The sequence below is a fragment of the Falsibacillus pallidus genome (genome assembly GCF_050990905.1).
GTDB classification, from domain to species: domain Bacteria; phylum Bacillota; class Bacilli; order Bacillales; family DSM-25281; genus Falsibacillus; species Falsibacillus pallidus_A.
Genome location: NZ_CP158866.1, coordinates 3,533,425 through 3,558,369, shown reverse-complemented (window position 1 = coordinate 3,558,369; position 24,945 = coordinate 3,533,425). Strand labels below are relative to the sequence as shown.

At 43.3% G+C, this 24,945-nt stretch carries 16 protein-coding genes and 1 riboswitch; of the genes, 14 read left to right on the top strand and 2 right to left on the bottom strand.

Features of this window, described 5'->3' with window-relative positions; all coding sequences use genetic code 11:
• Positions 1–81 precede the first annotated feature (81 nt).
• Positions 82–981 carry an S-layer homology domain-containing protein gene (locus tag ABTV07_RS18450; protein WP_433745128.1) on the bottom strand — a complete coding sequence of 300 codons (900 nt, stop codon included), beginning with the start codon at positions 979–981 and terminating at the stop codon, positions 82–84.
• Positions 982–1,103: 122 nt separating this feature from the next.
• A riboswitch (cyclic di-GMP riboswitch) is annotated at positions 1,104–1,187 on the top strand.
• A gap of 29 nt (positions 1,188–1,216) precedes the next feature.
• Between ABTV07_RS18450 and ABTV07_RS18445 the strand changes: the two genes are divergently transcribed.
• The 14 genes from ABTV07_RS18445 to murQ all read left to right on the top strand — a co-directional run bounded on the left by ABTV07_RS18445 (position 1,217) and on the right by murQ (position 24,135).
• Positions 1,217–2,197 (top strand): hypothetical protein, encoded by a 981-nt coding sequence (locus ABTV07_RS18445; protein ID WP_433745125.1) that lies wholly within the window; start codon positions 1,217–1,219, stop codon positions 2,195–2,197.
• 411 nt (positions 2,198–2,608) lie between these two features.
• Entirely contained in the window at positions 2,609–3,325 is a 717-nt protein-coding gene (locus ABTV07_RS18440) for a TcaA NTF2-like domain-containing protein (RefSeq protein WP_433745123.1), read from the top strand.
• A gap of 111 nt (positions 3,326–3,436) precedes the next feature.
• Positions 3,437–3,610 carry a hypothetical protein gene (locus ABTV07_RS18435; RefSeq protein ID WP_433745121.1) on the top strand — a complete coding sequence of 58 codons (174 nt, stop codon included), beginning with the start codon at positions 3,437–3,439 and terminating at the stop codon, positions 3,608–3,610.
• Entirely contained in the window at positions 3,600–4,904 is a 1,305-nt protein-coding gene (locus ABTV07_RS18430; protein WP_433745118.1) for a hypothetical protein, read from the top strand. Before ABTV07_RS18435 ends, ABTV07_RS18430 begins: the two co-directional genes overlap by 11 nt.
• A 204-nt stretch (positions 4,905–5,108) precedes the next feature.
• On the top strand, positions 5,109–6,866 hold the full coding sequence (locus ABTV07_RS18425) for a sulfatase-like hydrolase/transferase (RefSeq protein WP_433745116.1): 1,758 nt from the start codon (positions 5,109–5,111) through the stop codon (positions 6,864–6,866).
• 371 nt (positions 6,867–7,237) lie between these two features.
• Complete coding sequence (locus tag ABTV07_RS18420; RefSeq protein WP_433745114.1) at positions 7,238–13,801, top strand: S-layer homology domain-containing protein; 6,564 nt, start codon at positions 7,238–7,240, stop codon at positions 13,799–13,801.
• A gap of 281 nt (positions 13,802–14,082) precedes the next feature.
• A complete protein-coding gene (locus ABTV07_RS18415) occupies positions 14,083–16,545 on the top strand; it encodes an S-layer homology domain-containing protein (protein ID WP_433745111.1) in 2,463 nt (820 codons plus the stop codon).
• Between the two features lie 135 nt (positions 16,546–16,680).
• Positions 16,681–17,832 carry an exo-beta-N-acetylmuramidase NamZ family protein gene (locus ABTV07_RS18410; RefSeq protein ID WP_433745108.1) on the top strand — a complete coding sequence of 384 codons (1,152 nt, stop codon included), beginning with the start codon at positions 16,681–16,683 and terminating at the stop codon, positions 17,830–17,832.
• A gap of 177 nt (positions 17,833–18,009) precedes the next feature.
• Positions 18,010–18,867, top strand: a complete 858-nt coding sequence (locus ABTV07_RS18405) for a MurR/RpiR family transcriptional regulator (RefSeq protein ID WP_433745105.1) — start codon at positions 18,010–18,012, stop codon at positions 18,865–18,867.
• Positions 18,868–18,880: 13 nt separating this feature from the next.
• Entirely contained in the window at positions 18,881–19,942 is a 1,062-nt protein-coding gene (locus ABTV07_RS18400) for a serine hydrolase domain-containing protein (RefSeq protein WP_433745103.1), read from the top strand.
• A gap of 83 nt (positions 19,943–20,025) precedes the next feature.
• The gene (locus ABTV07_RS18395; protein WP_433745100.1) at positions 20,026–21,288 is read left to right on the top strand and encodes an ABC transporter substrate-binding protein; all 1,263 of its coding nucleotides are present in this window, start codon (positions 20,026–20,028) and stop codon (positions 21,286–21,288) included.
• Positions 21,289–21,364: 76 nt separating this feature from the next.
• Positions 21,365–22,342, top strand: a complete 978-nt coding sequence (locus ABTV07_RS18390) for a carbohydrate ABC transporter permease (protein ID WP_433745097.1) — start codon at positions 21,365–21,367, stop codon at positions 22,340–22,342.
• Between the two features lie 10 nt (positions 22,343–22,352).
• Positions 22,353–23,189 (top strand): carbohydrate ABC transporter permease, encoded by an 837-nt coding sequence (locus ABTV07_RS18385; RefSeq protein ID WP_433745096.1) that lies wholly within the window; start codon positions 22,353–22,355, stop codon positions 23,187–23,189.
• Positions 23,190–23,208: 19 nt separating this feature from the next.
• A complete protein-coding gene (gene murQ / locus ABTV07_RS18380; RefSeq protein WP_433745093.1) occupies positions 23,209–24,135 on the top strand; it encodes an N-acetylmuramic acid 6-phosphate etherase in 927 nt (308 codons plus the stop codon).
• A gap of 101 nt (positions 24,136–24,236) precedes the next feature.
• Here the strand turns inward: murQ and ABTV07_RS18375 are convergent, their stop codons facing one another.
• Positions 24,237–24,773 (bottom strand): DUF4352 domain-containing protein, encoded by a 537-nt coding sequence (locus ABTV07_RS18375; RefSeq protein WP_433745090.1) that lies wholly within the window; start codon positions 24,771–24,773, stop codon positions 24,237–24,239.
• Positions 24,774–24,945: the final 172 nt, after the last annotated feature.

Genomic DNA, 24,945 nt, shown 5'->3' with positions numbered 1-24,945 from the left:
GAGCATTATTAGGGAAGCGTAGATTTAGTATCTATGCTTCCTTTTTTGTATGGGGAGGGACGAGGAACCTGCGTCCCCCATTTATTTTTCAGTGAATGAAAGGTTATGGAATAAGGTAAATGAACCTGGGTCCACTACATCGTAAACCGTTTCTGATGCAAATTTCAGTGTAACGATCTTTGTTTCATGAGGGTTGAATGTCAGTGAGCCAAAGTTGAAATCTGCCTCAGCAATTATTTCATCTGGGGTAGAAACTGTTAAAGGACCTTTAATACCAGTCATAATCGAATGACTATGGTTGCTGATGGGGATATGAAGTGTAAGGCTGTCATCCGTTCCCCAAACTGCTTCTGTCTTCCCTTCATCTAATACCAAACCTGGGATAAAAGTTGTATCAAGGATCCTTGCCATAAAAACCGAAAATTGGCCGCGGTTGACCTTGTTGTTTGGGCGATAGGTTTGATCGGCGTAACCAGTGGTAATTCCATTTCCATAAAGAGCATTTACGTAATCATACGCCCAGTCTCCTTGAGGTACATCGGTAAAAGTTATGGGATACACATATCGCAAACCTCTCGCTTCTGAGAGGATCTTTGCCATTTGAGCTCTTGTCAACGTGCCTGATGCATTGAAATTCCCGTTGCTGCCAGTCAAGATTCCTTCATCAGCAACCGCTGCCGCAATTTCGTATCCGTAATCACCCGGGTGGATATCTTTAAAACCTGGATCTGGACGGTCTTTTATTGACAGGCCAAAGGCTTTGACCAGCATGGAAGCAGCCTGCAGGCGACTGATGGAATGGTTGGGTCGGAAAGTTCCGTCATTGTAGCCGCTAACGATTTTGTTATCAACCAAATATTGAATTTCGTTATATGCCCAAAAAGTGGATGGGGTATCCGAAAACGAAGTGGCTGCAGAACTTACTGAAGGTACCGATAATAATAGAATAGATAAAAAAAATGCGGTGCTCCATTGTTTCATGTTAAATTCCTCCTTCTACCCTTCATATCGTCCAATACAATTCGACATTTTATAAGTATATATGACTATTTGGAAGAAAATTATTCCTATAATTCTAGTAATTTCAAAACAATTCTGCTAGATTGAAAAAGAGGTACACCTAAGGAAACTTGGGGCCACAAAGCTATAGGGGCTAAAGGTTAATCCTAAGCCAGCCAGCTGCCATTACCATTAAAAATTTAAGGAGGAAAAGGTAATGTTAAAAAAGAAAGTGAAATTATTGTCGATTTTTACGGTACTAGCTCTAATGCTAAGCTTCCCGCTTAGTGGGGCAGCATCTGCCAAAGGTCATTCAGACCACGGCGGGAATGCTGAACACGGTAAAGGAAGCGGAAATAAAGAAGAGCATGGAAAAAACGGGAATAAAGAAGACTCCAAAGACGCTGATAAAGGCAAAGATAAAGAAAAGGAAAAAGGCCATGGCAAAGATAAAGACAAAGGAAACCATGGAAATAAAGGTCGTTTGAAAAGAGCAGAAAGCATCTCAAATCGTTTAAGCCAAATTGAAGCTGAGATTGGAAAGGTATCTTCGGAAGCCGAAGCTTATTTCACTTCCGGGGAGAGTTCAGGAGATGATGCTGGTGTTGAAGAGCCTGACACGACAACAGATGATTCAGGCGCCCCAACCGATGAAGGGACTACAACTGATGATCAGGCAACAGTAGAAAGTGGAACATCTGATAATACAGACGCAGCCACAGAAGATACTGCAGGAACGGAAGACGCAGTAGATGGAGTGGGGACGACTACTGATGGAGCTATTAACGACGAAAATCAATCCTCAGCATTAGAAGCTCAAAGCGTAGCAACAATTGAATCGGAGCCGGTTGAAACAGATTCTACAACAGATGAGGAGCAAGCTGATCTGGAAGATGAAGTGGAAAACATGGAAGATGCAGTGAAAGTGGATTCTCATTACCACAGCTTTTTCGGTAAACTTCATGCCCAATTAAACAAGCTGAACGCAGTGGAAAAACAAATTCATCATTTGAATAAAAAAGGTATGGATGCTGCGGATGTAGACGCTCTTCTTGCAAAAGTAGAAGCCTTGCGCACACTTGCCCTAGAAGAAATGGATAAGATTCAAACTTATGTGACAGGTGAACAGCAAGAAACAGATGTACCAGATGCTGAACAGCCAGTAGAAGAAACCACAGATACTGGAGTTGCCGAATAAGGTACAGGGGGACAGGTTCCTCGTCCCATTAGAGACAATTAGAATAGTGATAAGGAAGCATGGATGTTATATCTGTGCTTCCTTTTTTATATGGTGTTGGGACGAGGAACCTGTCCCTGCGTCCCTGTTATTTTCATATTTTTAACTAAAATTGTATTTTTTGTATTAAAATAGAATGGTTGTTTTTATAAAACAAAAGAGTGGGAGGCAGCTATGGGGAACATTGTCGGATTAATTTCAATAGGTTTTATTTTAATGATTTGCTTTTTAGTATTGTACTTTTTAGGAACGGCGTTAGCGGTTATTGGATCAATTGTGATGTCGCCTTTGTTTTGGGGCATCGTTGTTGTCATATTCGCTATCAGATATTTTAGACGTAAAAATGGATAAACAGCACAAGGAGACAAAGAAATGAAGGAATTTTTTAATTACATAGCGATCGGAATGATGATTATCGGTTTATTGGGGATATTCGCTTGTACTTTATTGGCGCTAATTTCCCTTTTGAAAAGAAATATGGATGGATTTATTAAGATTCTGGGAGCTGGGGCACTGTCAGTTGTTGTATTGATCATTGGGCTTGTCCTTGGAACTTTTACAGAGAAAAACTATTGGGAGCGAGCGGCAGGGGACAGCGATGATAAGGAAAATGAAGAAATCATCAAGAATATCCAGAGAAACGAGGAAGCTGCCAGACAAGCATATGAAGAAGACCAAAAGGCCCAGAAACAGGATTATGAAAATTGGCTGAAAGAAGTTGATGCTCAGCTGGATGATTACGATGAAAAAAATGTCTATAATACCGTCTTAAAATACGAGAGTGCCATTACAGATGCCATTAACCAAGGCGACTTTAGCATAGTGGAGCCATACCTGCTTCCAGACAGTACACTCTATTCTTCTCAAATTGAATTAGTCGAGAATCTTCATAATAAAGGCATAACAGAAACGTTGAATATGTTTAACATTGAATCCATCAACAAAGTGGAAGAAGGCATCTTTGCCGCCGAAGTCTATGAAGAAGTACAAATCAACTACAGCAATGGCAAAACAGAAAACAAAAACTTCAAATGGACATACACCATACATAACGCAGACGGACAATATCTGCTAAGCGACCTCCAATAGGGACGCGGGGACAGGTTCCTTGTCCCGCGAGAATAGGACTAATCTGCTTTTTTAAGAAAAGTTAAACGTCTATATCCACGTCAATAGAGTAGAAGAGAACGGAGGAAGCATATGAACGAGAAGCGCTGTCCAATCTGTGGACAGGAATTGATCGAGGATGCTTGGGAGGAGATTGAAGAAAACGAAGCAGACGGTTCGATTTTGCTAGATTCGTTCCAAGCTCTCGTTTGCCCTGGGGACTGTGGATATTATGTCAGGCTGAGGAGTGAAACGCATGAGAATTGAGCATTCAACAACTGTGTTTGAGCAGCTGTTAAACTTGTATACAAGAGAGGGATTGACAGTACCACTCGAGGATTTTACTACTGAAGTATTAGCAGGTGTGCTGAAGTCCAAGCCAGGGATGTTGGATGATTTTGTCCATAAGATGTTAAATCAAAGGGGAACGAATTGGAAAGTGATGACCCAAGTTTATTATCCTCTTGAAGACAGCCTTAATTGTTTTGTGGATATGGTATTCCATAATGAAGATTCAATCGCATTTGTTGAGAATAAAGTGGAATCTCACCTCCATTCGCGGCAGCTGGAACGATATGAAGAAGTATTGCTGAAGTTAAGGGATGAACAATTTTATCAGAATGTGAGTCTGCATTATTGCACAAAGCGGTTGGAACAAGTCGATGATTCTTTTGAGGTTGAATTTGGATCCTTCAGGTGGAGAGAAGTTTATGAATTTTTTATAACTTATTCAGAAGACTCTCTTGTACAAGCTTTCTTAGAATTCCTAGAAAGAAAGGGGATGATGAAAAAGATGGAACTGGAATCCTTTGAACTGGAAGCTATGAGGAGTTTGCCGAATCTGCTCCAAAAACTTGATGGTATGCTTGAGTCCATTCGATTCGAAATGGAAAAACGCTTCGGGCATGTTAAGTCGAGGGATGGCAAACAAATTTCACAAATTACAGAGCACGGCCGATATGCGATAAGCATTTCTCCAGCAATTGGGGATAAAAATAGCGACTTGACGGCAGGGTTTTCATTTGAGGAAGAGCCTTCCCTGATTGTGCAGCTATGGAGCAATCGAAGAAACGTACACAGTGAGCGGCTTCATAGAATCATCATGGAAAATGAAGAATTGTTTGATTCCATTATTCTTAAAGAAAAAGGCTGGGGCTTCCGATTTTCCCTTCCATTAACAAGGATTTTTTCCGAAATGGATCAATATAAGGCGATTCAACAATGGATGACTGAGCGCCTGGATTCGATTGAGTCCTTTATGATGGAGACGGAAGAATTAGAGTGGAATTTAGAGATTAAGAGATCTATTATTGCTTCTCAAGGAGAAGACCGGTTCCTCGTACAACTAGGAAGCGGGCGCGGACAGATCCTTGATTTATTCAGTGGAGTGATCAACCCACCACAAAACTGCGACTCCATCCTCAAAATGGGCTATTGGGAAGAGTGCCAGCTAACAAAAGAAGAAGAGAAAGAAATATTGGATACGCAGGTTAGAATGATCAAAGGGCTGCTAAAAGGGACACGAGGGACGCGGGGACAGGTTTCTCGTCCCAGGAACTGATTGATAGCAGGATTGAAGGGGGCAGGTTCCTTGTCCCGTAATTAAATAAAGATTGTATTGAAAGGGAGACCGTCGTATTGACATCGGTTTCCTTTTTTTATGGGGCGGTGGGACAAGGAACCTGTCCCTATGTCCCGCTGCATAGGACATCTTGTGCTTGAATACATGATAAAGAAGAGATGGGGAAAAGGTGGTAGGTGCGGAATGGGAAAGGATCATTTTAATAAGAAGAAGCCCAATTTTTTAATCCTTATGGTGGACGAGGAGCGGTATCCTTCTGTCTATGAGACTCCGAAGCTGAAGGAGTGGAGGGAGAAGAATCTCATTGCCCAGGAACTTATCAAGGATAACGGCTTCCAGTTTTTGAACCATTATATCGGAAGCACGGCTTGTTCTCCGAGCCGCACGACGCTGTATACAGGGCAATATCCTTCGCTTCATGGTGTGACTCAGACGAGCGGGGCCGCAAAAGGTTCGTTTGATCCCGACATGTTCTGGCTGGATCATAGTACGGTGCCAACAATGGGGGATTATTTTCGGACAGCCGGGTATCGGACGTTTTGGAAGGGGAAGTGGCACGCTTCGGATGAAGATATCATCATCCCTGGTACTACGAATCCGTACTTAAGCTATAACAATTTGGGGGTCCCTGTATCAGAGAAAGTGGAGGTTTACCGTGATGCTGATCGGCTTGAGGAGTATGGTTTTTGCGGCTGGATTGGCCCTGAACCGCATGGACCAGCAGCTCGTAATTCTGGCTCTTCAGCTGCATTTGGCGTGAGCGGACGGGACGTTGTCTATGCCACTGAAACCGTGGAGTTGATTCAAGAGCTAGAAAACGAAGCCCATAGCGGGAATAGCAGTCCTTGGCTTGTGATGTGCTCGTTTGTAAACCCGCATGATATCGCTTTATATGGAGCTTTTGCAAAAATTAGTCCTACATTTAATTTCGAAGTGGATCCTTCCGTACCGTACATTCCCAAAGCACCTACTGCAGAGGAATCATTAGAGACAAAGCCCCGCGCGCAGAGAAGTTACAGGGAAGTCTATCCAAAAGCCTTCCAGCCGCTGCGGGATACCCTTTTCTACCGCCAGCTTTACTACTCGCTTCAGAAGAAAGTGGATCAAGAGATGTTGAAGGTTTTTGAAGCGCTGAAGACATCATCATTCTATGAAGATACGATTGTAATATTTTTATCCGATCATGGGGATATGCTCGGAGCGCACGGCGGGCTTTTCCAAAAATGGTACAACACTTATGAGGAATCGATCCATGTCCCTTTTATCATGCATAATCCGAAGCTATTTTCCGGTCGGGAATCGACGACGATGCTCACGAGCCACGTCGATGTGCTGCCGACCATGCTTGGACTGGCGGGAATTGATGTGAAAGATGCGCAGAAAGAGCTAGCGCAAAACCATACGGAAGTGCGTCCGTTGGTTGGAAGGAATCTAGCCCCGCTCTTGAAGGGAAGAACGGACTTTTTCCGTGCAAATGAACCGCTTTATTTTATGAGCGACGATGATGTGACTAAAGGTCCTAATCAATTCACTGTCACGGGCCAACCCTACCATTCTGTCGTCCAGCCCAATCATACAGAAGCCATCATCACGACGCTCCCAACCGGGGAAAACAGGAAGAAGGAAACTTGGAAACTCACCCGCTATTTTGACAATCCAAAGTTTTGGACCAACCCAGGTGTCAGTGATGTGACAACGACTGAAGGTGCAGCTATCAACACCAATGACCACGTCTCTGTAGCGATCTCTGTGACGACAACAAAAACGTCGCCAGTACCTGAAGAATATGAAATGTATAATCTATCAATTGATCCGATGGAAGAAAGAAACCTGATTTTTCCTGAATACTCAACGTCGGAAACAGAGGAAATCCAAAGGGTGCTGACTGCAGCACTGGCTGAGCAGCGGAAGCAGAAGAGGCTGGAGCCGGAGGGGGATTAGAGACAGGGGGACAGGTTCCTTGTCCACTGATAACGAATAACCTTTTGTAAAGGAAGCTTAGAGTTGGAATCTATGCTTCCTTTTTTGTATGGGGGTGGGACGAGGAACCTGTCCCTTCGTCCCAGTTATTAATAGGTGTTTAGAACTATAATATACATGAATATGTAAAGAAAAAAATTTCCTTTTTTATTCTATTTTGTTAGTAAAGTGACTATATTTTAAAGGTTTTTTATTTGGATTTTTTCTCTTTTATACAGTGAAAAAAATTATTAAAGGAGGTGATACCTAAGGAATTAGAAGCAGAAATTCAAATTTGTACACTAAAAGTGAGGTGCGATTGGAGATAATTTAATTATAAGGAGAAACATAAAATGGCAAAAAAAATCACAAGTTTATTCTTGATCTTTGTCATAATTGCCAGCTATCTTCCGCGTGGGGATTTTTTTGTTGGTAAGGCGATGGCGGCGGATGCACAATTTAGCGGAAATTTAGGTGGTCCGGCTACATTTTTTAGACCTGTCTTTCCTCATGAAGCGGATTGGGATACAGGGCCCGATGGGGGCGCATATGGATCTGATATAGATAATTATACTGGGGTCTACGGACCAAGTGAATTACAAGAACAAGACACATACCAACGAGGCCTTCTTGGGGGATTCAATTACTTAACTAAGTATATTAAACCAACAGCTGACGGCGAATATTCAATTGAGACCTTAAGTTCTTCGTCAGTAAGTTCAGCGGATACAGTACTATTTTTATATGAATCTCCCTTTGATCCGAACCAGCCTTTGAAGAATCTTTTAAAAGCAAATGATGATAATAAAGATGGATTTGATTCGTATTCAAAAATCCCGAATATCCAATTATCGTCTAGTAAAGAATACGTCATCGTTGTCACAGGTTATGATCCAAACGATACAGGATTGGTTAATTTTAGTGTTACAGGCGTGGGGAGCGTAACGTCTAGTGATACACCTATTCCCAATGATATTACCCCGCCAACTGCAGGGAATGCTGGTATAATTACAGCAGGAAATCTAAGTATAACCAGTGCAACATTAAATTGGATCAAGGCAACAGACGATATAACTGCACCAGGAAATTTAGAGTATAAGGTGTACCAATCCACCAGTAGCAATATTAATACCCTCAGCGATGTGAAAGCGAATGGGACTATATTAGGAGTGGCAGCGAAGGACATCAATTCTATTAATGTATCCGGTCTCAATCCAAATACCACTTATTACTTTAACATCATTGTTAAGGATGAGGCAGGAAATGAAAGTATCTATAACATGCTGTCGGTGACAACTGCTGCACCGAATAACCCACCGACAGCCAGCGACAACATAATAAATGAAAATGAAGGAGAGGTAAAGGCTCTAAAAGCATCTGATTTTTCATTCTCTGATCAGGACAACGATTCTCTAGACCACATCACTATAACTAAAGCACCTATCTATGGAAATCTTTTTGTAGATGCTGATGGAGATGGCAGGGTTGATAGCGGTGAGGAGCTAGTTGACGGAACTACGGTTAGTGCAGCTGCTTTAAATGCCAATCAACTAAAGTATTCTGCAACTGGCCAGTCAGCATCATTTCAGTTCACTGTTAATGATGGAAAAGCCGACAGTATTGCTCCCAACACCATCACACTGAAAGTTAATGCAATGCCTACAATAACCGTTTCCTCAACTGAATTAAGTCCAACAAATGCAAACCCATTTAAGGTAGCTGTGAAGTTCAGTGAACCTGTCATAGGTTTTTCAGAAGCAGATCTCGTTGTTTCGAATGGTACTGTCGTTGCCGGAAGTCTTACAGGCAGCGGTGACTCTTACGAGGTGGAAATCACACCTCAGATGGATGGGAATGTGAAAGTAAATATTCCTGCAGGGGCTGTAGTAGATGATAAAGGATTAACAAATAAAGCGGCTGCGGAGTATTCACAAATTTTTGATGGGACTGCACCGACGGCGACAATCATTTATGACGTAACATTCCCTACATCCGGAAATGTTACCGCAACTTTAAAACCTAGCGAACCAGTAACTGTTACTAATAATGATGGAAACAATTCGTATGTATTTACTGATAATGGTTCATTCACATTTCAATTTACAGATGCAGCTGGAAATCCTGGAAGTGCTAATGCTACGGTTGCTAATATTGACAAGAATTCTCCTATTGTAATCGGTGTTGCAAATGGAGGATTATACAACACAGAAAAAACGATATCGTTTAATGAAGGAACAGCTACATTGAATGGTGTCCCTTTTTCAAGCGACGGTAAAGTATCTGAGGATCAAGATTATACGTTAGTGGTGACGGATGATGCAGGAAATACGACAACTGTTAACTTTACGATTGATCAGACAGCACCGGTATTGTCGCACGTAGCCATTTATTCTAATCATGGAGATTCTGAATTGGCTGCAATCGGCGACACCATCACTGTAGAGTTTCAGTCCAATGAGGAGATTCAGGTAACACAGGTAACCATAGCTGGACATACGGCATCTGTGGTGCAGAATGGAGACGCAAAGCATTGGAAAGCGACCTATGTGATGCAAAATGGGGACACGGATGGCGACGTTCCTTTTGCCTTGTATTATCAAGATTTAGCAGGAAACCCAGGGACCGATGCCACGTCCACAACGGACGGAAGCAAGGTCACTTTTGACGGAACGATTCCGACGGCTACTGCTGTCACGATGAGTTCTGACAATGTTCATCCATCTATTGCGAAGGTTGGCGATGAGGTAACTTTGGATTTTGTGACTAGTGAACCAGTATCCACACCAACTGTGAAAATTTTAGGGAATCCAGCCACAGTAACCCAAGATGGCGACGCGACAAAATGGACAGCAACATACACTCTTCAGTCAAGCGATACAGAGGGGACAGTCGCGTTCACGCTTGATTTTAAAGATTTAACCGGGAATGCAGGAACGCAGGTGACAGATCTGACGTCAGGTCAAGCGGTTTATTTTGATAAAACAGCCCCGACCGCAGAAATCACAATGAGTTCCAGCAATTCGAACCCGGCTTATGGAAAAGTTGGGAACACCATTTCTTTAACTATTTCTGCCAATGAAGAGATCCAAACGCCAACCGTCACCATAGCGGGACATAGCGTCATAGCTTCAGATGGCGGGGATAGTGATACGAAGACTTGGATTGCTTCTTATACAATGAAAGCAAGTGACGCAGAAGGTGCTGTTGCCTTCACTCTGGATATGAAAGATAAGGCAGGCAACGATGCCGCGCAGGTAACAAGCGTGACGAGTGGCTCAGTCGTTATTTTTGACCAGACAGCACCAACTTTAACTCAGGCAGCTATTTCATCAAATCACGGAACTCCTGAATTCGCTGCAATCGGCGACACAATAACTTTGGAGTTTCAGTCCGATGAAGCACTTCAGACTCCAACGGTAACAATTGCCGGACATACGGCAGGTGTGGTGCAAAATGGAGACGCAAAGCATTGGACAGCGACCTATGTCATGCAAAGCACCGACACGGATGGCGATGTTCCTTTTGCCGTATATTATAAGGATTTGGCTGGAAATCCAGGGACGGATGCCGCTTCCTCAACAGATGGCAGCAAAGTCATTTTCGACGGAACTGCTCCGACGGTGGAAACAATCATGATGAGCTCAAACAATCCTGATCCTTCTATAGCGAAAGTGGGAGATGTAATCACGCTTGATTTTACGACGAGTGAACCTGTAGCTTCCCCGACTGTGAAAATTCTCGGAAAACCAGCAGCAGTGACTCAAAATGGAGACGCAGCAAACTGGAAGGCAGCGTACACTCTCCAGGAAGGCGACACAGAGGGAGCGGTCAATTTCACAATTGATTTTGAAGATTTAACAGGAAACAAAGGCACACAGGCTGCACATGAAGATTCTCCGGTTGTTTTTGATAAAACGATACCGGGTGCAGCTGTTGCCATGAGTTCTTCTAACAGCAATCCTGCTTTTGCGAAAGTTGGCGACTCCGTGACGTTAACGATTGTCGCGACTGAGGAAGTTCAAACACCAGTGGTCACTATTGCGGGACATAGCATCATTGCTAATGATGGAGATGATAGTGATCCGAAAACTTGGAAGGCTTCTTATACCATGCGGGCTAGCGATACGGAAGGAAATGTAGCATTCACGCTTGATTTTAAAGACAAGGCAGGAAACGAAGCCATTCAGGTGACGGACGTAACAAGCGGTTCAGCTGTTATGTTTGATCAGAAAGCACCAACGCTTTCGCTTCTGACCATTTCCTCTTCAAACACCAATCCAGCAAAAGCCAAGGTTGGAGATGCAGTCACGCTGATGATTTCAGCAGACGAGGCAATCAAGAAATCAGTCGTCACGATAAGCGGAAACGCAGCCGAAGTAACACAAACAGTAGATGCAGCGCACTGGCAGGCAACTTATACAATTCAATCCGGCGATGAAGAAGGCGATATACCTTTCACAGTGAACTATGAAGATTTAGCAGGAAATGCAGGTGTGGAAGCTGCAGACTCAACGGATGGCAACGCTGTTTTGTTCGACGGTACGCCCCCGACTGCAGAAGCAACGTTGATGAGTTCGACGAATCCAGATCAACGTCTAGCCAAGGCTGGTGATGTCATTAGCATTGATTTCACAACAAGTGAACCTGTTCTTGCGCCGACTGTAAAAGTTTTAGGAAAATCAGCAGCAGTGACTCAAGGAGAAGACGCGACTAAATGGAAGGCAGCATACACACTTCAGTCAGGCGATTCGGAAGGTCCAGTCACATTTACGTTTGATTTTAATGACTTAGCTGGAAATGTAGGGACGCAGGTTACAGAATTGAAAACGGGCACACCAGTTATTTTTGACAAAATGGCTCCAGCAATCGTTCATACCTCACCAGCTCATGAGCAGGAAGGTATTGAATTCTCCAGCGATTTATCCCTCACATTTAGTGAAGATATTCAGTTTGGAACAGGAGCAATTCGAGTGAAGAAAGTTTCTGATGACAGTGTGGCAGCTACAATAAATGCAGCAGATGCGACTGCTGCGGGCCATGATGTGACGCTGCATACAGGTGTTGTTTTGGACAGCGACACAGAATACTATGTCTTAATCGACGAGGCAGCATTTTTGGACTTAGCGGGCAATCAATTTTCCGGCATCGCGGATAAGAGCACATGGACATTTAAGACTAGACCGCTATCAGTAGAAGCAACATTGAATTCTCTTGCAATCGATCGTGGAACCCTATATCCTGCTTTTTCAAGCGAGGAGACTGAATATCGCGCAAGTGTACCTAATAGTGTGAACAGCATCAGAGTCACACCGACTGTAGCTGATCACAATGCGACGCTTGCGTTGAATGGGAAGTCAGCAACCAGCGGTGAAATATCTGAACCCATACCTCTTGTTGTAGGCAAAAATACCATTTCAGTCATTGTGACGGCTGAGGATGGAGTGGCCACTAAGACATATACGCTAACCATCTACAGGTCGTTTCCACCTAGTACGACGGAAATCATCACCGTAGATGTAGAGAACAATTCAAAAGGGACCACAGTTTCTAAAACCACTATCGAGCGGACAAAGGAGACAGACGGTACAGTGAAAGACAAGGTGACCCTCACGCCTGAGAGTGCAAAGGAAACGATTGATAAGTTGGCTGCAGCAGGCGATAATACAGCTCGGATTGTCATCCCCGATAAGAACGATGTCGTCAAAGAAACAAATATTTCGCTTCCGAAGCAGTCTGTAGACTATTTGAAGAAAGCGAAAACAAACCTTGTCATTCAAACTTCCAATGCGGGTCTTTCCATTCCGTACAGCTCACTAGCGAAATTTATGGATGATCTTTATTTTAGAATAGTTCCAGTTAAAGAGGCATCTGAAAAAGAGAAGATCAAGGAAAGAGCGAAGAAGGAAGAATTGATTCGAAAGATTGCCGGCGGACATGAGATTCAAGTAATAGGCAGACCTGCCGAAATCGAAACCAATATGCAAAGCCAGCCAGTAACAGTTGCGCTGCCATTGAGGGGTGCTGATTTGCCAAAGGATCAAAGCAGCAGGCAGGATTTGCTTAAGAATCTGGTTGTCTTCATCGAGCATAGTGATGGGACGAAAGAATTGAAAAGAGGAAAGGTCATTGTAAACGAAGACAGTTCTATTGATTATGAATTCGGAGTGGATAAGTTTTCTACATTCACGATGGTGTATCTAGATGGGGCAGATCATTACTTTACAAACTTGGAAAAACAGCAGCATAAAGGGTATATCCTCGGATACAAGGATGGTACTTTCCGCCCGAATTCATTTGTAACAAGATCACAAATGGCGGCGATGCTTGCCCGAAATTTAGGATTGGAAAATACAAATGGTGAAGCTGGGAAGTTCTTTAATGATGTTCCAAGTGATTACTGGGCCGCACGTGAGATTGCGCTCGTCAAGGAAAAAGGAATCATGACGGGGCATGCAGATGGTGCGTTTGGACCTCAGGACACAATCACGAGAGCACAGATGGCGGCCATTGCTTATCGCTGGGTCAGTAAGAAATGTAGTGAAGACGCTGCTTCTTATTCTTTCTGTGGGGAGCTAGGCAACGAGAGAATCCCTTACCATGATGTTCCGAAAGGTTATTGGGCAGAAGAAGCCATCTTGTCTTTGAGAAACACAAAGATAATGGAAGGAATGGCCGATGGCAGTTTCCATCCGAATGAAAAATTGACAAGGGCACAGGCAGTAAAAGTATTGAACAGACTCTTCGGTAGAGGACCACTATATGGTGAATTCGCCCCGACCTTCAGTGATGTAAGCGAAGACTTCTGGGCTTATAGGGAAATCGAAGAAGCCGTGCGAGATCATTTCTACATCATTGAAGACGGAAAAGAAGTGTATAGAGACAGGGGGACAGTTCAAGGTTCCTCGTCCCACGATTGATTAGGTAAACCAATGTTAAGGAAGCGTAGAGCATGTATCTATGCTTCCTTTTTTTGGGGGATGGGACGAGGAACCTGTCCCTTCGTTCCATTAAGAAGTGTCATTCTTTTTTACTATAGTTAATAAAAATAAAAGGTGAAGATTATTTTGAATGGTGTCTATACACATATCAAGTCAATAGGTATGATTACATTATAAAAATGATAGGCATTTGTGCGGGTGATCGTCCAAGAACTGGGACAATGAACCTGTCCCTATGTCCCGTTTAATGGAGGCGGATTATGAATAGTCGCGTTTTTAAGTTTGGGTTGTCTTCTGGGTTGCTGCTGTCTTCTTTTGTTGTGCAGGCTGCTCCTTCTCATGCAGAGTCGGGTTTTTCGGATATCGAAGGTTCGTTTGCAAAGGATGCTATTTTGGAATTGTTGGATAAGGGGATTATTAATGGGAAGGGCGATGGGAAGTTCGATCCGAGGGGCAATATGACCCGGGAACAGTTTGCTAAAGTGATGGCATTGGCATTGAAGCTTGATACCACCACTCCTCCTTCTACACCTAGTTTTAAGGATATTGATACGACGAATTGGTCTTATTCCTACGTTGAGGCTGCTGTGAAGGCAGGTCTTATTAATGGACACTCTGATGGGACTTTCGGCCACTCGGAGAAACTTTCCCGTGAGCAGATGGCTGCGATTTTGGTAAGAGCTTTAGGGGTCGATGCAACTGGATATGGTGAAAAGCTGAACTTTACTGATTCAGACAAAATCTCTGATTATGCAAAGGACTCAGTGGGATACGCTTTAGAACTGGGTCTTATAAAGGGCAAACTTGATGGAAGCTTTGATCCGAGGGGCACGGCTACAAGAGAAGCGGTTGCAATGGTAGCAACATCTTTTTTGGAAAAGAAAAAGGAAATTGATGAATCTCAGCAGCCGCCAGAACCCGAACCGACACCTGATCCAGAACCAAATCCACACCCAAGACCAGAAGATACTACACCTCCGAGGGCGGTAAAGGTATCAATGGAATCAGGAAACAGCAGCCCGCAATATGTAAAGTTAGGGGATGTCATCACTTTTCAAATTGAGACCAGTGAAAGTGTCCAAACGCCAAGTCTGAAAGTAAATGGGCATTCAGCGATTAATATGAGAAGTGATGACCGAATCCATTGGCAAGCGGAATATGTCATTAGTGAAACGGATGAAGATGGGGAACTTTCATTTACTTTGGATATGAAGGACATGGCTGGAAATAACAGTAGTCAGATCACATCGGTCACAACAGGAAACACGGTCATCATTGATAAGACTCCGCCTATTTTGACGGGGGTGAATAATGACGACGTCGTTGAAAGTGCTACTCCTATGAGTTCCGACACAGATATTTCTTCGGTAGAATTGAAAAGTGATAGAGATAAAAATGGTGAATACGAAACATTGGAAACTTATTCAGGATTGAATACCGCCATCTCTTCAGCTGGAAGGTATCAATTATCGGTAATAGATCATGCCGGCAATTCTTCAGTAGTTAAGTTTAAAGTTAATCATAAGCCAGTGGTGTCACAACCTATTACCGATCGAGATGGTGCCGTTGTCAATGAAGAGATGCGCATCGATATTTCGTCTCTATTTTCTGATATTGACAACGATGGTTTATTGATTACTGCTGCATCAAGCAGCCCAGATACAGCGGACATTACAAGTGAACCTGATGGGGATTTTCTCTATCTCACTTTTAATCGTGAAGGGACGGTTGAAATCACTATAACGGCTGATGATCAGGAAGGCGGAACTACTACGGAAACTTTTACGGTCACTACGAATCCTGTAAATCATGCTCCAACCATTGCAGATGAAATAGACAATCAAGTCCTGACGGTAGGGTATCCGGTTAACTTTGATTTAACTTCCATTTTTAGTGACGAAGATGGAGATGAATTAAGTTTTGAAGCAGTTTCTTCAAATAATGATAGTGCAACTGTAACGGAGGAAGATGGAATTTTGACTATTGACCCGACTGGAGTTGGAACATCCACTGTTACAGTCACTGCAAATGATGGAAAAGGTGGAATGGAGGAATTGGCTTTTACGGCAGATGTAAAAGATGAAATGGTCCTTCATTTAGCTTTTGACGGTAATGTCACCGATAGCTCCACTTATGCCAATAATGGGGTTGTTGACTACGGAAACGTCAGCTATGTTGATGGAATAATAGGAGAAGCGATTCAATTTAAAGGGACAGATGATCCCGGCAGGATTAAAGTGGTAAATAACCCTTCTTTGCAATTTACAAATAAATTCACTATCGCATATTGGCTGCGAGTGGATGATTCAAAAGGGCAGGAAGGGAATTTCGGGCATTATGTAAATCCTGGGATTCAGAGTGTGTTTTCGAAAGACACGGACAATAGTAAATTAAATAGTTTAATCTTTATGTCATCAGCTGATAATGGATCAGTAAGATTTGATGTAGCTGAAGCGAGTGTTACCAAGGGTGTATGGGCGCATATCGCATTTGTAATTGATGGGAACAAAATAGTTAAGTATTATAATGGTCAGTTCGTAAATGAAATGGGAAAAGAGAATCCGTTCTCCTTTACAACGGCCAATACAAAAGATCTCTATATAGGCTATCAAGGAAATGGGTGGTACCCGCTCTACGGTACACTGGACGACCTCAGAATCTATAAAGATGCCCTGACATCTGATGAAATACAACAACTATATCAATTAGGACAAAGCATTTAGAGACGCGGGGACAGGTTCCTCGTCCCAAAAGTTGGGACGAGGAACCTGTCCCTATGTCCCGTCTCTCTTGCTTATTTGGATTTTTAAGATTATTCTGTATTTGGTATGAAGTTCAAATAAAGGGGAGTGAGTTGTGTGAAGCTTGGGCTTGAGAATTTTCTGGAGAATCATGTTCAGGAGTACAAAGGGAAGCGGATCGGCTTGGTGACGAATATGACGGGGGTCAATCATGATTTGACTCCGACGGTCGATTTATTCCACCAGCATCCGGATATTAATCTGACGGCTCTATTTGGTCCTGAACATGGACTGAGAGGGGATGCGAAGGAAGGTGCGAAGGTCGGGGATGAGACAGACCCGAAGACCGGGCTTCCTGTGTACAGCTTGTACAGTGAAACCCGCATCCCATCAAAGGAAATGCTTAATACGGTGGACGTCGTATTTTTTGACCTCCAGGATATTGGGGCTCGCTACTATACGTTCATTTACACAATGGCCAATGTTATGGAGGCCTGCGGCAAATACGGGAAGGAATTTGTCGTACTCGATAGGCCGAATCCTATCAACGGTGTAGATGTCGAAGGGAATCTCGTAGAGGAAGGGTTCACATCATTTGTGGGGCAGTATCCGATCCCTAACCGCCATGGTCTGACAATCGGCGAACTGGCACTTCTTTTCAAACATGAATTCCATATTGATTGCGATCTGAAAGTGATAGAAATGTCAGGGTGGAGTAGAGGACAGTATTTTGACGAGACGGATCTGTTTTGGGTGCAGCCAACGCCAAATACTACGACGATGGATATGATGCTCCTATATCCGGGGACATGTCTGATTGAAGGGACGACGCTTTCGGAAGGAAGAGGCACAACGAAGCCGTTTGAATTCATAGGGGCGCCATTCATAGATGGATCTAAACTGTCGGATCGGATCAATGAAATTGGTCTTTCCTCCATTATCGCTCGACCGGTTTCTTTTGTTCCGACTTACCAAAAGCACATGAATGTCCGGTGCGAAGGGATCCAACTGCATATTTCAAATCGCAAAGAATTATTACCTTATCGAACAGGTTTAAAAGTGATTGAGGCGATTGCTGAACTGTATCCAAAAGAGTTTCAGTTTAGGGAAATGAATGAAGAGGGACTGGATTTCTTCAATGTTCTCACAGGAACCGATCGTCTGAAAGAAATCATTTTAAATGGAAAAGTAGATACCTATTTAGAAGAATGCGAGATAATTTCCTCCACTTTTAAAAATCAAAGTAAAAAATATCATCTCTATTCCTGATATTTTTTGTGAACAGTTTGGAATAAAAATTTAATTTTTCAGAAAATGTTGACACAAAATTCCAGATTCTTTATGATTAATTTAATCGATTATAATTTCTGAAATTTAAGAAAATAATCGATTAAACTTTCAAGGAAAATGAAAGCGCATTCAAATTTATTTGAAGGAATGAATCAAATGATCAGTGGGGGATTAGCCCTTATTCGAGAAAGCATTTCTGCCCTCAATCGACCGGAGCAGAAGGCCGCAAAATATATATTGGAAAACCCGGAAGAAATCATTCGCCTCTCAATTCAGGAGCTGGCAAAGAGAAGCGACTCCAGTTCCTCGGCCATAATCCGACTTTGCAAAAACTTAGGGATGGATGGGTTCCGCGAACTCAAGCTGAGAGTGACAGGAGATTTGCAGGCATCAGCTAATGGAGGCGAGGAGTTTAAAGAAGTCCGCCCAAATGATGATGTCCCGACACTTATTGAAACAATCACGAATAACAGTCTGTACTCGCTGAAAGAAACCTCCAAGGTACTTGACCCGGAGAAAATAGAGCAGGCAGTTGAAGCGTTGGCAAATGCAAACCGCATCGATTTTTATGCAGCGGGCGCCTCTCAGCTGGCAGCCTTGGACGGACAGCATAAGTTCATGAGGATCAATAAACACTGCACGGCCTATATGGATTCGCATATGCAGCTGACATCTGCGGTCACACTAAGCGAATCTGATGTAGCGGTCGGAATTTCGTACTCCGGGGAAACGGTTCATGTAATCGATGCGATCCGGCAGGCGAAAAGCAACGGTGCGTTGACGATCGGGATTACAAAGTACGGCATGAACAGCCTTGCGAAAGAAGTGGACATCCTGTTGGAAACCTTGTCTTCTGAATCGGATATGAGGAGTGCCGCTACCTCATCAAGAATCGTTCAGCTGAACGTCATTGATATTTTATTTATCGGCGCAGCAGGCAAAGACTATGACCATTCCATCGAGTATTTAAGAAAATCCAGAAGCGCCATTCTACAAAGCTATCGAAAAAAATGAGGGGGGCGGGACAATGAAGCTGAAGCAGGAGCGGATTTCAAAACTGGAAGAGTACATAAAAGAATCGATTGACCGCGGGCAAATGCCGGGTGCCGTTCTCACTGTTATTACTAAAGACAGTGTCCTGTATGAACAAGCATTCGGTGCAGCCCATTCTGAAAAGAACATCCCAATGAAGACGGATACGATTTTTGATTTGGCTTCTTTGACGAAGGTATGCGCAACGCTGCCTTCCGTCCTCCGCTTAATTGAGGATGGCAGTTTGGACCTTAATGACAGGGTTTCCCGATTTCTGCCATTCTTCAATAATCAGGATATTACAATCAAACATCTGCTCACGCACTCGAGCGGTCTGCCGGCTTCCTTGAATTTTCACCGAAAATCGTATACGACGGAAGAAGCCGTCAAGGATATCGCCAATTTGTTCAAGTCGCTGGAACCGGATGAAAAAGTCATATACAGCGATTTGAATTTCATCTTGCTTGGTTATCTGGTAGAAGTCATTTCAACTATGAATCTAGCTGATTTCAGTCAGAAGTACATCTACCAGCCGCTGGGCATGATTAATACATATTTTAATCCGGATTCATCACTGAAGAATCAGATTGCTGCAACCGAATACCGGGATCATCTTCAGGATTTTGAATGGGGGACGGTTCATGATGAAAATGCCACGGCTTTTGGCGGGATAAGCGGTCATGCAGGACTTTTTTCAACGGCGGGGGACTTAACCAAGTATGCGCAGTGCTTCTTAAATAATGGGGTACACGAGGGGAAGGAACTTTTTTCTCCATATACTTTAGAAGCCTCATACAAGAATTATACGAAGGAATTAGGCACTTATCGGGGAATTGGGTGGCAGCTTGTGGATGAGGATGTTTCGCCTGTCGGTCATATTTTTCCGCAGGACAGCATCGGCCACACCGGCTTCACCGGCACCTCACTATGGTTGAATCCAAGACTTGATCTTGGCGTCATCCTGCTGACAAACCGCGTTCACTTTGGACGGGAAACCGATATCATACGTTTCCGCAAAATCGTCCATTCTTTATTGGCTATGGCGCTCAATTCTTAGGAACAGCTACTTGAAAGGGGTGATGGGGACAAGGGGGTAAGAAGCTTCAACAAATGCAAGGAACAAAAAAAGGGGGAAATACAATGAAAAAGTGGATGGCGGCCTTATTAGCTGCAATCATGGTGATGGCTTCTCTTGCGGGATGCTCTAGTAAATCGTCTGCTGAAAACGACGGCAAAACCGTTACAGTATGGAGCTGGCGCACACAAGATAAAGATATATGGGCACAAGTAGAAAAGAATTTAAAAAAACAAGGCAAAGACATCACAATCAAATTCCGCGGTGTCACACCTACTCAATATGATGCTACTCTCCAAACGGCAATGAATGGCGGAAAAGGGCCGGATATCTTGACGCTTCGCGGCGGCGGTGGTATTACGAAGTATTCCGATGCCAAACAAATCGTACCTTTGGATAAGATTGACGGCTTGAAGGATTTCTCTCCAGGAATCATGTCTCAAGTAAAGTCTGACGGAAAAACATACGCTGTGCCGTTTGCAGTCCAGACTTCCCAATTCTTCTACAACAAAGACATCTTTGCAAAATACAACCTGTCTGAACCGAAGACTTGGGGCGAATTGGTCAGCACAATGGATACCCTGAAATCTAAAGGTGTTACGCCGATGGCTGTTTCCGGACGTGAAGGCTGGGCATTGAACCTGATTGCCGATGCAGTCGGCGCAACATCATTGGGCGATGATTGGGTTAAAGGATTGATTGAAGGAAAAAATAAATTCAATGATCCGAAGTTCGTAGATGTCTTGACTCGCATCAACGATTTGAAAAAATACTTCCAAGACGGCTACTCAGCTGCAAGCTATCAGGACATGGAAACAATGTTCACTCAAGGTCAGGCTGCTATCATCCTGGATGGAATCTGGGCTGTTAATACACTCCAAAAACAAAATCCTGACTTGAAAATCGGAAGCTTCATGGCTCCTCCGGTAAACGCTGGGGATGAATCTCACATCTATGCATTCGTAGATGGCGGATACGGTCTGAATGCAAAAGCAAACAACAAAGACTTGGCAATGGAAGTTCTAAACTATACGGCTACAAAAGAATATGGCCAGCTTTATGCAGATACATTCGGTGAAATTCCTGGATACCCTGGCATTAAAGCAGCCAACGCTTCTGAATCTTTGAATCTTGCAATGGAACGCTTTGAGAAAAACTCTATCAACCAATTATTCCGCATCAGATCTCCTTTTGATAATGGGGATCCAGGAATTGCAACGCTTCTATCTGCCGGATTGCAGTCTATGCTTGCTGGCAAGCAGACTCCGCAGGAATTGGCTGATCAAGTTCAAAAAGACTTGTCGAAATGGTATAAACCATTCCAATAATAAATGAATGCGCGAGGCTGGCCCTTCAATGGGTCACCTCGTCATTTTTAGGCATCAAAAGAGAGGGGGAAATGGGATGACCAATCCATTGGAATTAGAAACAAATCCAATGCCGGTAAAGCCTTTGAAAAAAAGAAGTCTGGGCTCCGGGATCAAGAAATACGCGTTTTTACTTATGCTTATGCCTGCCCTTATCCTTTACGGCCTCTTTATTCTGTATCCATTTGTTAGCAGCGTCATCATGAGCTTCTTCGAATGGAGCGGGATCGGGCCGATGGATCATTTTGTGGGGCTGGACAACTATATGAAATGGTTGACGGAAGAGCCATTCTCCACCATGTTTTATCGGGCTCTTGGCCACAATGTCATCGTATTTGTAATCAACATCATCATCAGCATCTTCTTCGGAATGTTCATTTCATATCTGCTGTCTCAGAAAATAAGAGGATCCGGAATCTATAAAACTTTGTTTTTTATGCCTCATACACTTTCTTTGGCCGTTGTTGCTTTTTTATGGGGATTGATGCTGAATCCACAGTGGGGCGTCATCAACAACCTATTGAAAAAAATCGGACTCGATCAATTCGCACTTCCATGGCTTGGCGGGGAGCATACAGCACTGCCGGTCATCATCGGCATTGGCCTATGGCATAGCTTAGGGTTCCCAATCCTTGTCTTTTTGGCGGCGATGATCAGCATCCCTAAGTCCTTGATTGAAGCAGCAGTAGTGGACGGCGCTTCTTCGTTTAAAATTTTCACAAAGATTGTCTTTCCTCTATTGCTTCCTCCAATGCTGACCATTGCTGTACTAACGTTTATCGGCAGCTTTGGGACATTCGAACTTATTTTCCTTCTAGAAGGATCGGAAGCAGGTCCGTTCTATTCCACGGATGTGCTTGGGACGCTATTCTATCGTACCGCATTCGGAGGAATGGGAAGCACGGCGACTGGCATGGGATTAGGGGCCTCCTTGGCAACAATGATGTTCATTATCGTCATCCCGGTATCGCTGATTGCTGTTTATCTTCAGAAAAAATTCGATGTGAAGTATTAGGGGGGAGAAAATGAATATTTTACCGAGAAAATTAAAAATCAGCTGGCTCATTGTCCACCTATTACTGATTGCTTATTCTATAACGGTTGTTTATCCAGCCATCCTGGTCATTTTCAACTCCTTTAAATCGACGCAGGAAATTTTTTCGTCGCCATATGGGCTTCCAAAGTCGTTTTCCTTCATTAATTATGTTAATGCCTGGAATGAAGCAAACTTTGGGGTCTATTTTAAAAATAGTGTGTTCGTGACGCTCGTATCTGTTTTCCTTGTTTTATTGGTGGCTTCACTGGCTGCCTATGTACTTGCAAGGTTTAAATTTAAAGGAAGCTTCGTAATTTTTTTCGTCTTTCTTCTTGGGCTCATGCTCCCTATTCGATTGGCGATCATTCCGCTTTATATCCTTGTCCGTGATTTAGGACTTTTGGATACATACACGGGATTGATTTTGGTTTATGTCGCAAGTGGATTATCATTTTCCATTTTCATTTTATATACCTTTTTCAAAAGCATCCCGGAAGAAATGGTGGAAGCGGCGAAAATCGAAGGGGCTAATTCCTTCCAGATCTACTATAAAATCATGCTGCCATTGGTTCGTCCGGCATTGTCCACCGTGGCCATCTTTAACTTTATGTCTTTCTGGAACGACTTCTTCTTTCCGTATATCTTGATAAAAGATGAGGCGCTTTACACAGTGCCGGTGGGTATTACAAGCTTCTTCGGGGAATATACAACGGATTGGAGCCTTCTGTTTGCGGGACTTGCTTTGTCGATCATACCGGTTCTCATCGTTTTCTTCGTGATGTCGAAGCAGTTCATCGAAGGTTTGACAGCAGGTGCGATTAAATAAAAAGTCGGGAGAGAATGCAATGGAAGCCATAGAACATCTAGCGACAGAAAGTAGAGATAAAGAAACTCAGTATATTGACAGGCTGCCAACCGAAGAGATTTTATCTTCTATAAATAAACACGATGAAACGGTTGCTTCAAAGGTAAAAGAAGAAATCCCATCTATAACACTTGCAGTGGATGCCATTGTTGAGAGCTTTCGCAGAGGCGGCCGTTTGTTCTACGTCGGGGCTGGAACGAGCGGGCGCTTGGGAATCTTGGATGCGGCAGAATGTCCGCCGACCTATGGAACAGAGGATGAAATGATCCAAGGACTGATTGCGGGAGGATACACGGCGATACTGCACGCTGTTGAAGGGGCAGAAGATGACGAAAATTTAGGACGGGCTGATTTAAAGGCAAAAGGGATCGGTTCAGATGATATCGTCGTCGGGATTGCTGCGAGCGGCAGGACGCCGTATGTGATCGGAGCATTGAAAGAGGCGAGGGAATGCGGGGCAAGAACCGTTTCCTTGACGTGCAATAAAATGTCTCTGATGAATAAGTTTACTGAAATCCATATCAATGTGGAAGTCGGCCCGGAAGTCATCATGGGATCCACTCGTATGAAAGCAGGAACGGCGCAGAAGCTGGTCCTGAACATGCTGACTACGGCATCCATGATTAAAATGGGCAAAGTATATGAGAATTTGATGGTGGATGTGCAGCCAACTAATCTAAAGCTGATTGACCGAGCCAAGAGGATCATCGCAATGGCCACGGATTGCACCCGTGAAGAAGCAGAAGCTCTCTTCGAACAGTCCGGCGGCAGCCTCAAAGCAGCCATCATCATGCACAAATGCAGCTGCAGCAAAGAAGCGGCAGAGCAAAAATTAGCCGCAGCAAAAGGATTTGTCTACGAAGCTTTGAGAGACAGGGGGACAGGTTCCTCGTCCCACATCCGATAATTAACGAAAAAAGCAAAAGGAAGAATGGGGTTTAGGTACCCATTCTTCCTTTTTTGATGGGACGAGGAACCTGTCCCTGCGTCCCACTCCGTCTGATAATTCTAGTTTAAGTTGATTGTGATTTTCTTATCTGACCAGAAGCTTGGTGTAAAGATAAGGTCTAGATCTGGATCGTTCTTAGGCGCTTCGAAAGAGATTGTTCCTTCAACTTTACCGCCAGCTGCAAGTTCACCTGAATCCAAGGATGTATCTTGGTCTATTGTAATGATGCCAGGATCGACGATGTTACCTTGGCTGTTTTTTAATTGAAAATCAAATGAGTTATAAGAAATTTGGTCTTTTCCGCCATTTTCAATTCTAACATGAACAATGACAAATTCATTTCCGCTCTTTGGTGTTTCAAATTCATCTCCAGCAGACTTATCAATTTTTGTAACAGTTACTTTGTGATCGCCCAATTGGATGGTGTCACCCATCTTGAAAGTCGTTTGAGCTTTTTCTTTCTGAGCAGAATCTCCACCAACTTTTGCAGGTTCATTGGAGCTGTCATCTCCACCGCTTGTTGCTACGGCTATGATAATTCCTAATACGATAAGAGCAATAATTCCTAAACAACCGAATTTAAAAAACTTTTTCACTATCATTTCCTCCGTTATTTTGCAATAATATTAATTTCCACAGATTTTCATTATTTCTCTACAACTCAGGCCCGCGTTGAATAGATTTATATGTATCTGTAATACAACGGAATTAATAGTAACATAAATGAAATATAAATATATGTAAAAAACAAAAAAGGAATAAAATACT

Bases quoted from the DNA above. Each gene is read 5' to 3' on its own strand.
- ABTV07_RS18450 (WP_433745128.1), bottom strand. From the start codon at position 981: ATGAAACAATGGAGCACCGCATTTTTTTTATCTATTCTATTATTATCG.
- ABTV07_RS18445 (WP_433745125.1), top strand. From the start codon at position 1,217: ATGTTAAAAAAGAAAGTGAAATTATTGTCGATTTTTACGGTACTAGCT.
- ABTV07_RS18440 (WP_433745123.1), top strand. From the start codon at position 2,609: ATGAAGGAATTTTTTAATTACATAGCGATCGGAATGATGATTATCGGT.
- ABTV07_RS18435 (WP_433745121.1), top strand. From the start codon at position 3,437: ATGAACGAGAAGCGCTGTCCAATCTGTGGACAGGAATTGATCGAGGAT.
- ABTV07_RS18430 (WP_433745118.1), top strand. From the start codon at position 3,600: ATGAGAATTGAGCATTCAACAACTGTGTTTGAGCAGCTGTTAAACTTG.
- ABTV07_RS18425 (WP_433745116.1), top strand. From the start codon at position 5,109: ATGGGAAAGGATCATTTTAATAAGAAGAAGCCCAATTTTTTAATCCTT.
- ABTV07_RS18420 (WP_433745114.1), top strand. From the start codon at position 7,238: ATGGCAAAAAAAATCACAAGTTTATTCTTGATCTTTGTCATAATTGCC.
- ABTV07_RS18415 (WP_433745111.1), top strand. From the start codon at position 14,083: ATGAATAGTCGCGTTTTTAAGTTTGGGTTGTCTTCTGGGTTGCTGCTG.
- ABTV07_RS18405 (WP_433745105.1), top strand. From the start codon at position 18,010: ATGATCAGTGGGGGATTAGCCCTTATTCGAGAAAGCATTTCTGCCCTC.
- ABTV07_RS18400 (WP_433745103.1), top strand. From the start codon at position 18,881: ATGAAGCTGAAGCAGGAGCGGATTTCAAAACTGGAAGAGTACATAAAA.
- ABTV07_RS18395 (WP_433745100.1), top strand. From the start codon at position 20,026: ATGAAAAAGTGGATGGCGGCCTTATTAGCTGCAATCATGGTGATGGCT.
- ABTV07_RS18390 (WP_433745097.1), top strand. From the start codon at position 21,365: ATGACCAATCCATTGGAATTAGAAACAAATCCAATGCCGGTAAAGCCT.
- ABTV07_RS18385 (WP_433745096.1), top strand. From the start codon at position 22,353: ATGAATATTTTACCGAGAAAATTAAAAATCAGCTGGCTCATTGTCCAC.
- murQ (WP_433745093.1), top strand. From the start codon at position 23,209: ATGGAAGCCATAGAACATCTAGCGACAGAAAGTAGAGATAAAGAAACT.